Source organism: Dyadobacter luticola (assembly GCF_005860805.1).
In the GTDB taxonomy this organism is placed as follows: domain Bacteria; phylum Bacteroidota; class Bacteroidia; order Cytophagales; family Spirosomataceae; genus Dyadobacter; species Dyadobacter luticola.
Genome location: NZ_VCEJ01000005.1, coordinates 697,363 through 709,327, shown reverse-complemented (window position 1 = coordinate 709,327; position 11,965 = coordinate 697,363). Strand labels below are relative to the sequence as shown.

The 11,965-nt window shown below is 46.8% G+C and carries 10 protein-coding genes; 4 read left to right on the top strand and 6 right to left on the bottom strand.

Annotated features, from left to right (window positions below; all coding sequences use genetic code 11):
* Window positions 1-20 precede the first annotated feature (20 nt).
* The 4 genes from argS (at window position 21) to FEN17_RS22055 (ending at window position 3,838) form a co-directional block, all read left to right on the top strand.
* Entirely contained in the window at window positions 21-1,799 is a 1,779-nt protein-coding gene (gene argS / locus FEN17_RS22070) for an arginine--tRNA ligase (protein ID WP_138367549.1), read from the top strand.
* A gap of 108 nt (window positions 1,800-1,907) precedes the next feature.
* Complete coding sequence (locus tag FEN17_RS22065; protein WP_138367548.1) at window positions 1,908-2,465, top strand: glutathione peroxidase; 558 nt, start codon at window positions 1,908-1,910, stop codon at window positions 2,463-2,465.
* A gap of 81 nt (window positions 2,466-2,546) precedes the next feature.
* Window positions 2,547-2,921 carry a DUF5618 family protein gene (locus FEN17_RS22060; RefSeq protein WP_138367547.1) on the top strand — a complete coding sequence of 125 codons (375 nt, stop codon included), beginning with the start codon at window positions 2,547-2,549 and terminating at the stop codon, window positions 2,919-2,921.
* A gap of 23 nt (window positions 2,922-2,944) precedes the next feature.
* The gene (locus tag FEN17_RS22055; RefSeq protein ID WP_138367546.1) at window positions 2,945-3,838 is read left to right on the top strand and encodes a 1,4-dihydroxy-2-naphthoate polyprenyltransferase; all 894 of its coding nucleotides are present in this window, start codon (window positions 2,945-2,947) and stop codon (window positions 3,836-3,838) included.
* A gap of 3 nt (window positions 3,839-3,841) precedes the next feature.
* On the opposite strand, the gene FEN17_RS22050 is transcribed toward FEN17_RS22055, so the two are convergent.
* The 6 genes from FEN17_RS22050 to FEN17_RS22025 all read right to left on the bottom strand — a co-directional run bounded on the left by FEN17_RS22050 (window position 3,842) and on the right by FEN17_RS22025 (window position 11,771).
* A complete protein-coding gene (locus FEN17_RS22050) occupies window positions 3,842-5,623 on the bottom strand; it encodes an SGNH/GDSL hydrolase family protein (RefSeq protein ID WP_138367545.1) in 1,782 nt (593 codons plus the stop codon).
* Window positions 5,624-5,694: 71 nt separating this feature from the next.
* Window positions 5,695-6,144 carry a DUF4920 domain-containing protein gene (locus FEN17_RS22045; RefSeq protein WP_138367544.1) on the bottom strand — a complete coding sequence of 150 codons (450 nt, stop codon included), beginning with the start codon at window positions 6,142-6,144 and terminating at the stop codon, window positions 5,695-5,697.
* 79 nt (window positions 6,145-6,223) lie between these two features.
* Window positions 6,224-9,679: a DUF7948 domain-containing protein gene (locus tag FEN17_RS22040; RefSeq protein ID WP_138367543.1), complete on the bottom strand. Its 3,456-nt coding sequence runs from the start codon at window positions 9,677-9,679 to the stop codon at window positions 6,224-6,226.
* 18 nt (window positions 9,680-9,697) lie between these two features.
* On the bottom strand, window positions 9,698-10,315 hold the full coding sequence (locus tag FEN17_RS22035) for an ABC transporter ATP-binding protein (RefSeq protein ID WP_138367542.1): 618 nt from the start codon (window positions 10,313-10,315) through the stop codon (window positions 9,698-9,700).
* A gap of 33 nt (window positions 10,316-10,348) precedes the next feature.
* Window positions 10,349-11,545, bottom strand: a complete 1,197-nt coding sequence (locus tag FEN17_RS22030) for a hemolysin family protein (protein ID WP_138367541.1) — start codon at window positions 11,543-11,545, stop codon at window positions 10,349-10,351.
* A gap of 1 nt (window position 11,546) precedes the next feature.
* On the bottom strand, window positions 11,547-11,771 hold the full coding sequence (locus tag FEN17_RS22025) for a hypothetical protein (protein WP_138367540.1): 225 nt from the start codon (window positions 11,769-11,771) through the stop codon (window positions 11,547-11,549).
* Between the last annotated feature and the right edge of the window lie 194 nt (window positions 11,772-11,965).

Sequence of the window (11,965 nt, the reverse complement as noted above, 5' to 3'; positions counted from 1 at the left end):
TCTTGCTTACCTTATCTTTCATGACGATTGAAGACATTTTAAAATCCGATATTCAAAAGGCCATCACCACGCACTTTGATATCAGCCTGGACGACATCCTTTTACAGCCTACCAAAAAAGAATTTGAAGGATTTTACACATTCGTAACTTTTTCTTTGACCAAAGCGACCCGCAAATCCCCAGCCGAAATCGGGCAGACGATCGGGAGTTATCTAGTCGAAAATTCACCGGTGGTCGGCGGGTTCAATGTGGTTCAGGGATTTTTAAATATCAGTCTGAAAGACAGCACCTGGCTCGAACTCTTCAACGACATCTTCTCCGACCAGGCTTTCGGCACATTTGCGGCAAACGGACAGTCGGTCATGGTGGAATTTTCTTCACCCAATACCAATAAACCGCTGCATCTCGGGCATTTGCGAAACAACTTTCTGGGTGATTCTTTGTCCAGGATTTTAAAAGCGAGCGGTTTTGATGTAGTAAAAACCTGCCTCGTAAACGACCGCGGGATCCACATTTGCAAATCAATGTTAGCTTATCGTGAGCTCGGAAATGGCGAAACGCCGGAAACCAGCGGCATGAAGGGCGACCATCTGGCGGGCAAGTATTACGTTATTTTTGACATAGAATATAAAAAACAAATCGCCGCGCTGATCGAGCAGGGAATGTCTGAGGAGGAAGCTGCGAAAAAAGCGCCGTGGATCCTGGAAGCACAGACATTATTGCAGCTTTGGGAAAAAGGCGACGAAGGAACCGTGGCTTTGTGGCAAAAAATGAATGGCTGGGTTTACGCCGGTTTTAGCGAAACGTATCAGAAAATCGGTGTCAGTTTTGACAAAACTTACTACGAATCCAACACGTATCTTTTAGGCAAAGACATTATTGAAGAAGGACTCAATAGTGGTGTCTTTTTTAAGAAACCAGATAATTCGGTTTGGATCAATTTGAGTGAGGAAGGCCTGGATGAAAAACTGGTACTGAGAGGTGATGGAACTTCGGTTTACATTACACAGGATTTGGGTACCACCGAGTTAAAAAATGACGATTTTCATAATGACCGCTATCTCTGGGTAGTTGGTAATGAGCAGGATTATCATTTCAAGGTACTTTTTGCGATCCTAAAACGCCTCGGCCGCACGTACGCCGATGGCTGCTACCACATTAGCTACGGCATGGTGGATCTGCCTTCGGGAAAAATGAAATCGCGCGAGGGTACAGTGGTGGACGCGGACGACCTGGTCGCTCAAATGGTGCAGACTGCGACAGACCGGACGCGGGACTTGGGAAAAATCGATGATTTTGACGGAGACGAAGCCAAATTGCTGTACAACCAATTGGCGATGGGCGCATTAAAATACTATCTCTTGAAGGTTGATCCTAAAAAAAGAATGTTGTTTAACCCAGAGGAGTCGATTGATTTCCAGGGTCATACCGGACCATTTATTCAGTATACTTACGCAAGGATCCGCTCGATCGCCAGAAAAGCAGAACAAGCCGGTATCCTCGCAACCATTCCGGCACCCGAATACGTATTAAAAGGTGCAGAGCGGGAGTTGATTTTTACGTTATCTCAGTATCCTTCGAAGGTCGCTGATGCTGCCCGTGAGTTTGCGCCGTCGCTGATTTCGCAGTATGCATTCGAGTTGGCGAAGGTTTATAACCAGTTTTATGCCGAGGTTTCCATTTTCTCTGATCCTGACCAGGATGCGGTCCGTTTGCGGGTAGCATTATCGGCCGCAGTTGCTGAAACAATTCGCAAGGCTTTGGGGTTATTGGGCATAGAGGTTCCGGAGCGGATGTAGAGAAATATTTCTTTAAAACCTGAAAAGCTTGTATTCAAACCGTTTATTATAAATTCGTTCTAACCAATAACCAAGACTTCTATGAGCTTTTTAAAAACAATTTTAGTTATGGCTACAACAATTGTCAGCAGTTTCATGGCTGACACGAGTGAAATGGCATCCCGCCCCGAAAATGCACCGGCTGCGAAACAGTCTTTGTATGATTTTAAAGTAAAATCGCTGGTAGGCGGCAAGACGGTCGACCTGAGCAAGTACAAAGGCAAAAAGGTAGTGATCCTGAATGTGGCTTCGAAATGCGGCTTCACCAAACAGTATGCCGACTGGGAAAAATTCTATAAAGACCACGGTGACAAAGTAGTGGTTTTGGGTTTCCCTGCTAACAATTTCAAGGAGCAAGAGCCAGGCAGCAACGAAGAGATCGCGCAGTTCTGCTCTGCCACTTATGGCGTGACTTTTCCGATGTTCGAAAAAGTTTCTGTTTTGGGCGAAGATCAGGCTCCGATTTACAAATGGCTGTCTACCAAAGATTTGAATGGCTGGAATGACAAAGTTCCAACCTGGAATTTCTGCAAATATGTAATCAACGAAAAAGGCGAACTGACTAATTTCTTCGCTTCAAAAGTATTACCAACCGACGCTGAATTTACGCAAGCAGTTGGTATTTAAGTAACATTACAGCAGCCGGAAGTTTCGCTTTCGGCTGCTTTTCCTCCTTTGTTTTTTAACAATTAATCTGACACACTTTTTATGAAAGACATTACAGAAGCGAAAAGATACCTCTCCAACGCAAAGGAAATTTTACGTGAAAAAGCCGTAAAAGAAAATGGCTTTTACCAGGACCGCAAGTATGTAAAAATGGCCGGGCATACAGCTTATGCTGGTGTGTTGGTCGCATTAGATGCAGTTTTGGGCGACAAGAAAAAGGGCCGCAAAAGCGTAGATTGGTACAAAGAAGAATTATCGCAAAGAGACAAGAAAATTCTATACACATTCCTCGCGGCTTACGACGTGCTGCATCTTTCGATGAGCTATGACGGAAACCTGAGTGCTAACATTTCCAAAGAAGGTCTGCACCTTGCCGAACAAATCATTAACTGGGCTGAGCAAAGAGCAGCAGCCTGACATTTATCACATTACGATTTTCAATGAATCCCTGGATTGAAGCTGCGCGTCCCAGAACACTGCCCCTCTCTCTTTCATGTATTTTAATGGGCTGTTTTCTGGCCGCGGGTCAGGGAGCATTCAGCTGGCCGGTCGCATTGCTCAGTGTACTGACTACCATCATTTTACAAGTACTTTCCAATTTCGCCAATGACTACGGCGATGCAGTGAATGGCAAGGATACCGAATTACGCCAAGGCCCGAAACGGGCGGTACATTCGGGTGAAATATCATCCTCAGCCATGTTGAAGGCGATTATTGTTTTCTCAATCCTCGCGTTAATTTCAGGAATATCATTACTTATTGTCGCCCTGCGCGATGCACCCGCCAATGCTTTCTGGGTGTTCCTGGGGATTGGTGTTGCTTGTATAATTGCAGCGCTCACCTATACCGCAGGCAAACGTCCATACGGCTACGTCGGATTGGGAGATTTATCTGTGTTGATCTTTTTCGGCTGGGTCGGCGTGCTGGGAAGTAATTATTTACATACCCATATTTGGGACTGGGGACTTTTGTTACCTGCTTCAAGCTGCGGACTTTTTGCGGTTGGCGTACTCAACATCAACAATATCAGGGACATAGAATCTGACAAAGCCACCGGCAAGAATTCAATTCCCGTCAGACTGGGCCGTGAAAAAGCGATCCGGTACCACTGGATGATCCTGATCACCGGGATGTTATGCGTGTTGATCTATACGATCCTGCATTTTTCACATTATACCAGCCTGCTGTTTTTATTGAGCTTTCCACTTTTCATTAAAAACGGCCTGGCTATCACAAGACTCACAAATGCCAGTGAATTAGATCCTTATCTCAAACAAATGGCTTTATCAACGCTTTTGTTTGTGATTCTTTTCGGCATCGGGATCGTTTTGTAAATCTTACTTTACATACGGCTTAATCTGAGCGCCCAGCAAACTATACCCTTTGGCATTCGGGTGCAGACCGTCAGAAAAGAGCGACTCGTCGATTTTCCCGTCTTTTTGAAGAAACACTTGTCCGGGATCGATATATCCAACATTCTTCTCCCCGCAAATCAGCGCCAGCCGCTCATTTAATTTGGCAACCCGCGGTTCTTGCTGCCTGCGTGGGTAAATACCCATCATATTAATCCTGGCATTTGGTTGCCGAAACTTCAATGCGTCGATCAGCATTTTCCAGCCTTCCACAACTTCATCATCCGAGCTAAGCCCCAGGTTGTTGGTGCCAATGTTGATGAAAATATTTTTGGCTGAGAAACCGTCTAACTCACCGTGATAGACACGCCAGAGCACATTCTCAATCCGATCCCAGCCAAAGCCCAGGTTTCGCGCATTCTTTCCGAAAGTCGTTTCCCACGAATCCGCGCCGGCTGCCCTGCTTGCCTTCGGGTTACCTCCCCAATAATGCGTAATTGAATTTCCAATAACAATGGTCTGCGGCGCCGATTTGGCATTTAAATCCAATATTTCCTTGTGGCGCGCCTCCCAATCGTAACCGTGCAGCTCCCGAAGCTGGGTAATGGGTCTTGTAGTTGCTAATGTTCCCTGGTTTTCGTGCAGAATGTCGCGCAAATGTTTCTCGTAACCCTCCGCATAATCCATCATGCCAATGTCATTGGGGTGCGTCCCATCCACCGTTCCCTCGATATCCAGACCGAAATCTTCGCGCGGGATCAGATATAAATTGTTTATTCCCTCCGCTTTCAACTGCCTGAATGCCAGCCCCAATGTTTCATTCGCCTCTTCATAAAAATGCTTTCGCTGCGGGTTCACGCCATCATCGGTATACCCCGCGTGCGACGCAAGTACAATCGGCGTTTCAGGATGCTTGCCTCGCAATGTTTTTACGGTAGCCAAAATCCGGTCTTTGATTATGTCACTGGTCAGACCCAGTTTCGATTCCGGCTGAATGATCAGGTTTGGCAAACAATCCAGCACAAAAACCTTCGCATCGATTTCGGAAACAATATCTACGACTTCCTTTTCTAACCTGCCATTTCCCGAAAAACCCAGGTTAATGAGCGGCCGGTCCATTTTCCTGCTTAATATCGCCGTCCAAGCCATGCCCGGACGAGATGCGCACCCACCCTGAGCAATGGAAGTGCCATAAATCACAATCGGCTTGTCTGGCCGCACAGGCAGCGGCGTAAACTCCGTACGGTCCGGCGTCCCAATTTCCAGCCATTTTACACTATTATAAAGCGGCAAAAACAACCGGTACTCGCGCCCATGGGTGTGGTATTTGTCATTCGGTTCAAGACCTTTAAAATCATAAGTAATGGTATCTCCAAAAGCATATTTCCCTGCACACCAGCGTGTTTCACCGTCACTTGCTATTGAATACAAATCCACACCGCTCACGCCCGTCGTCGGCATGTGAGGCAGCGCATGCTTGCCGCCGACGGTATACCTGATCTTGATTTGAGAAGAATTAGCCCGGAAACGGATCATCAAACCCGCAGATTGGTTTGACAATTTCCAAACTTCATCCCGTACCTGCTTCTCCGCACGCGCCGGCAGCCGATCGTAAGGGTTTTTAACTTCCTTCGTCCAAGCTTGTCCTTCAATAACCGGGAATGTGGCCGACTGCGGGTTCCACCATTTCAGGTTTTCATTTTGTGCAAAAGCAGGCAGGGAAAGGCAGGCAATAATGCCGAGGGATAGGAAAAATCTGGATTTCATAGACATAAAAAGTGGACGCTCTGTATGTCTACAAAGCGTCCACCCGGATGTTTCTTATCTACTAAAACCGATTATTTGACGAGCACGCCGTCCGCGACAAAGGTGAGTTCCTGTTTCGGCTCCGTGATTTTTGCAATTTCTTCCTTGCTTTGGCCGGCATCTTTCGCATAATGCTGCAAATGTTCCACCGGGATCATCTTTTTCTGCGCTTCCCCTTCAAAAACCACTGTTTTCCCGGCGATGTCTTTTGGTACAAAAAACGCGTAATCCTTGAAAACCACCCGCATTGTTTCACCATTATCCAGTTTCACGGTCATCCAGCAGCCCTTCACCTGGCACACATCTTCAACCGTCGCGCTCACTTTTGCCTGCATTTCCGATTTTTCGCCCATTTTGGCAGGCAGCGCATTCGCTTCTATCGCCTTTTTATCATTGATTTCTTTTCCGAAATGATTCGCATCCTGGGCTCTTGCCGTGAAAGCAGCCACGATGATGAGCACGAGTAAAGTCAGCTTTTTCATAGATGTTAATGTGTTTATAGTTAAAATAAAAATGTGATTTCAAAGATAACGCTTGTGTTGCTCATGTAAAATTCCCCGCCTAGTGCAACACCTCTACCCACCCTCTGCAGTGGTTACCCTGCGGAGTATCAACCACATAGAAGTAAGTACCATTTTCAATGTTCTTACCCCAGTCATTTTTATAATCCGCATTTTTAAAAATCGATTTTCCCCACCTGTTAAAAACTTCCAGCGACGAAGGGGAAACCGGCACAACGAAAAAGTCATTTTTCCCGTCATCATTCGGCGTGATTACATTGGTTAATGTAAATGGCGGCGAGGCGACTACTTTTTTAGAAACCGATAACGCGCAACCCGCAGCATTATAGGCAGTTAATGTTACCGTATACTCTCCCGGTTTGTCATAAACATACTCATTAATCTCCGGCTCAGTGATTTTTCCGCCGACGCCCAGATTCCACTCATAACGCTGCGCATTCGTCGTTTGATTAGACATAGAATAGCTAAATGGTTCATTACAAGCCCCGCCCGAAGTTTTTATATCAAATTTTGGCTCGTAAGAATTATCTACTTTCACGGTAATTTCCCGCAGCGGCCGGCAACCATCGGCATAAATTCCTTCAATGGTATAAGTCGTGGTCTGCGTCGGCCTGACGGTTACGGATTTGGCGATCGTCTCCTGCAAACCATTCGTCGCCAGCCATTTATATTGCGTAGCATTGCCTGAAACAGACAACGTTACTGACGCTCCCTGGCACACTTCCGTATCCGGCATATCCACAAAATCCGTTTTTTTCTGCACAGCGATTTTCACTTTTTGAGTCACCTTGCAGCCACTTGCATTCGCGATTTCGACCGAATATTCCATCGTTTCTTTCACAATCGCAGTCGGATTGGAAATGTTAGTGTTGCTCAAACCCGCCGCGGGAGACCATTTATATTGCGTCCCGCCAGAAGCGAGCAGACTTATGGTTGAATTTTCACAAACCGTCGTGTCCGGAGTAACCTTCGTGGTCAGCGTTTCAACGACAATTTTCTTTTCTACCACGTCAATGCGCTTGCAGCTGAGGCGGTTATAGGCTTTTAATGTGACGGTATATTCTCCGGGTTTGCTAAATGTGTAGGTCGCCTGATCTTCCTCGCGGGAAATCGTGGCGCCACTCACTTCCCAGATATAATCAATTCCACCTTCGCTGGTATTTACAAATGATAAGGAAAGTGGCGCGCAGCCGCTGAAAACGTCTTTTTTAGTGCCGGAATACACATCGAAATTTGCCTTTAACCGATCAATATCGATCTTGAAAGCCGCATTATTACAATTATCGCTGTTATTGGTTTTCGACCAGGCCTGCGGGGTCGTGGGAAAATAGCTGCCTCCGCAGGCGCAGGTGGCGTGGTAAATTGTGCCATTTTTATCAAACCGGCTCGTGCCTCCGTCCACGTGATCGCCCTGTGCTCCACCGTTCCTACTGTCGCTGCCGAAGTAGGTGGCGTACAAAAGCGACTTCGCGCCTTGTTCCAGAATCGCAATGTAAAAGTTATTACCATTCGTGGTTGGCTTCATGGCATCCTCCGTCACTTTCATCCCTAATGTGCTGCTTGCCTGGTTGTTATCTGTGCCGCTATTGACATTTCCTCCCCAGCCTGCCATGTAAATGTTGCCACATTCGCTGACCAAAAATGCCGTGGGAGAAATGTCGGGTGTACCACGACCCGAGCCGATGACTGTTGAGAAAATGCTTTTGGATAATGTTGGGTCGAGCGCGTGGATGAACTGCCCGCTTTTGGCATTCTGGTAAACGCCCTGGCTGACCGGGTAAGTGCCCGTCGTGAGGCCGTAAACATACACATTGCCGCCAGGATCGGTGTCTACCAGATATCCGGTATCCTGTTTATCGGTTCCTAAATATGTGACAGCCACCAATTTATCCGCCGAAAATTTAGCCAGGAAAGCATCTTCGGTACCTTTCAAATGTTGCTGATAGGATGCAGTAGTAGTTGGCAAAAGGAGCCCGCTGGTGGTGACGCCTACCACATAAATGTCACCATTCGACATTGATTTTAAAGAATAGGCCGCCTCCTCTTTTTCACCGCCAAAATAGGTACTCCAAAGCAAGTTATTCAGCCCGGCATCCAGCTTGCTGATAATCCCGTCCTGGTTTCCGCCGATCCTTTCCTGCACATAGTTTTTAACCGGAAAGTTGCCAGAGTTCGTCGAGGATACAATGAGTACATTATCAGACTGGTCGACCACAATCTCACCTCTTAAGGCATCGCCGTAATTTCGGATCGTGAAAGCCCGGGTGTTGCTTACGCCATCATTTCCATCGCCGCCGAGGTAAGTCGAACCGGTCAGCTGCTTGCCGTCGGAACTGAGTTTTGAAATAAAAATATCACCACCATTTGCCAGGTCAAGACCGGAGATGGGCACAGTCCGGGTACCACCGCCAAATGCTGGCTGAAATGCATTTGATCTGGTCGGAAAATTCTTAGAGGAAGTTGTCCCCAGAATCAGCAACTCCTTTTTCGAGTTAACAATAAGACTTGCAGGAATATCCGTATTGTTCCCGCCCAGGAATGTAGCGTAAAGCAGCTTGCTTCCATCGGGCGTGAATTTCATGATGGAAACATCCACCAAGCCCTCAAATTTTGTCTGGAACGCGCCGACCGTCGCCGGAAAATTGGTACCGAAAATCGTCCCTCCCGAGTACAGGTTACCCTCGGAATCATACGTCGCCGTGTGCCCCCAATTATCGGCGAAAGCGCCTGAGTATGTGGAGAAAATCAACTCGGGATCGATGGTCAAGACTGCGTTTTTGTTGTAACCTTTTGGCAAAGTAAACCGGGCGACATTGTCGGCTTGCAGCTCAAAAGGCGACGCAATTTCCACCACGCGGCCATTTACATTCTGAAAAGAATATGGCTCAGCTTCCTTGAATGAGTTAATCGAAGTTTTAATGACCAGCTGTCCGGTTTCATTCAGCGAAACTTTTTCCGCCCCTGAATATTTCAAACTGATCTGTGACGGATCTGCCTGTGGCTTGACGATGAATTCATATTTTAACTGAGCCTGGTGGAGATAAATGCGGAGGTCGATGCCCTGATACAGGTTTTCATATAAAACTTCCTCAAAACCGTTCGCTCCATCGCCCCAATTGGCCTCTTTTCCACCTAAAAAATAATTGAAATAAGTCTCAATCGGCTTTTTCGGCGTGTGTTTTACAGCAGAAACGGCATTTTGAAACTGCACCTCAACCCCATGCGCCGCAATGCTGACTGCCTCCGTATTTTCTTTTGCTGCCGATGAAGTCGACGCGTGATTGGCGTGCTGAGCCGAGACCTTTTTGGCATCATACATGACATATACCAGCGACTTGCTTTTTAAAAACAAAAACCCTCCCGGAATTTCTGCGCGATAAAGCACATCCTTGTCCCACTGACCCTTGTTTTCAATAAAATACATCCCGCCAGCCAGGGATTGGGAAGCGGTAAGAAGCAAAAAAATGAAGTAAATGGAATGTAAAGTTCTCCGCATTGGCCAGCCCCCTGTTTTTTATTTGAACGCAGAAACCGATATGATATTTTCACAAAACTCGTATTCCTGTTTCACATTCGAACCCAGCAAAACAAGCTGATTTTGAGTGTATTTTGCCACATTATCCAGGTACCATCCGATGCCTTGCGCATCCAGATTGGTAGTGGGCTCATCCAGAAAAATAACGGGCACATCGGACATAAATGCCAGGCCCAGCTTCACCCGCTGCTTCATCCCCGACGAAAAATGGCGGACTGTTTTGTGTTTGGCGTGCGCCAGCTGGATAAAATCCTCGAAATCCGAAAAAGACATCCGGCTTTTGAAAGGCTTGAACCGCGTGTGGAATTCGGTGAGCTCCCGCAAGGTAAACTCCTCTATCAGTTCAAGATAAGGAGCGGCGATGACCAGATGTTTGTACCAATGATCCTCCTCGATTTTCTTGTCGCCGGTTTGATAGGTGATTTTGCCCTCGGAAACCGGCGTAATACCCGTCAGCAGTTGCAGCAAGGTCGATTTCCCGCTGCCATTTGGCCCGACGAATGTATAACTTTCGCCAGCATTCAGCTCAAAACTGGCGTTACGGACAATCCACTCCCGCACAAATTTCTTCCCGATATTTTCAGCTGAGATTCGCACTTGGTAATTTTTAAAATCAAATTTCGGACTGTATTAATCCTTGCTACCCTTTTTTTCCTTCTCCTCAATGGTCAGTTTCACAAGTTCAATACGGGTATCCTGCACCGAAACCACCTGAAAAGAATAAGGAGGAATGCTGACAGTTTCATTCACATCGGGCAAGTCTCCATAGTACTGAATCAGCATGCCGGCAAGCGTATCGTAATCACCCTCAGGCAGTTCCCAGCCATATTTTTCATTCAGATAGTCTAGCTCATGGCGGGCGCTCAGCATATAACTGTCGTCGTCGAGCTGCCTTTCCGTCCAGTCTTCCGTCGAATCGTATTCGTCCTGGATCTCCCCAAATATCTGCTCTACCACATCTTCGACACTCACCAGCCCGGAAGTGCCGCCGAATTCATCTACTACCAGCGCAATGCTCCTTCTTTCTTCCAGAAACCGCAACATTAAATCCCTGGCGTGCATGGCTTCTGGTACGATCAGGATCGGCGTGATAATGTTGCTGATTTCTTTGGGTTTTTTAAAAAGGGATAATGCGTGACAGTAACCCAACACCTCGTCCGCAGATTCGCGCTGCACAATGATCTTGGAATGTCCGCTGGTCAGAAAAGCGGTTCGTAAATCTTCAATGGTCGCATTCACATTCACAGATGAAATTTCCGTCCGCGGGATCATACAATCTCTGATACGTAAATCTTTGAAATCAAGCGCATTGATAAACATTTTTTCTTCAATGCTATGGTCATCGAAATCTGGATCGTCGGCGGAGCTGATATCGTCGCGGAGGGAAGCGGTCAGGATATTTTCTTTTACAAACGGCTCGATTACCCAGTATAGCGGCGTCATGATCCACTCGCCAAATCGTACCGGAAAAGCCTTTAAATCAAGCAAATGCGGAAAACTTCTTCCCAATTTCACCCAGCCTCCGTAAGAAATCATCCAAATTGCTACGACACCGAGAAAGAGTCCGACAACAACCAATGTTTCTTCAAAACCGGAAGTAAGCGAAAGCACCGGGTAAATGGTCACGACGGCCATAAAACAGCCGAGCGCCACCGCGAGTAACCGCATCATTCTGAGCACTCTGCGCCAGTAAAGTGTCTGCGTCACGACTTCCGTTTTTTCGTGGCGGAGCGAGTAGCGGTCGATCGAAAAATCCATGAGCACAGACCTGACCGCCCCGAAATACCCGGCGAGCATGAAAAACACTATCGTCAGACCGAAAGCCATATTATTTCTTTGGTTTTTTAGTTGCTATCTGCCGGGTCGGAGCCACTTCTTTCTGCTGTTTCGCGCCCGCTGACATCGATGCTTTGAGTCTTACAAATTGGAAAATCAGGAGGCAAACAATGCTGACCAGCAGGAGCCAGTAACTTTCAAGTAAACCCGCCCGGCGAAATTCGAGTGCCCATACTGCGAAAAATCCCAGTGTGAGCGCCAGCAGTATCGTCCTCATAAGTTTGGAATTCATTAATGAAGTATTGTAATAAAAATCAGCAGATTCGGGTCCGCTTTTTCAATGATTTTCAAAGATACGCAGATTGCGCCAAAACGGTCATAATACAATAAATCTTCGTTGAAACACATAATAACCCTTACTTATCTCCTTCATTTTCTCCAAAATACCTAACTTGCGGCCTTTGCCCTGCA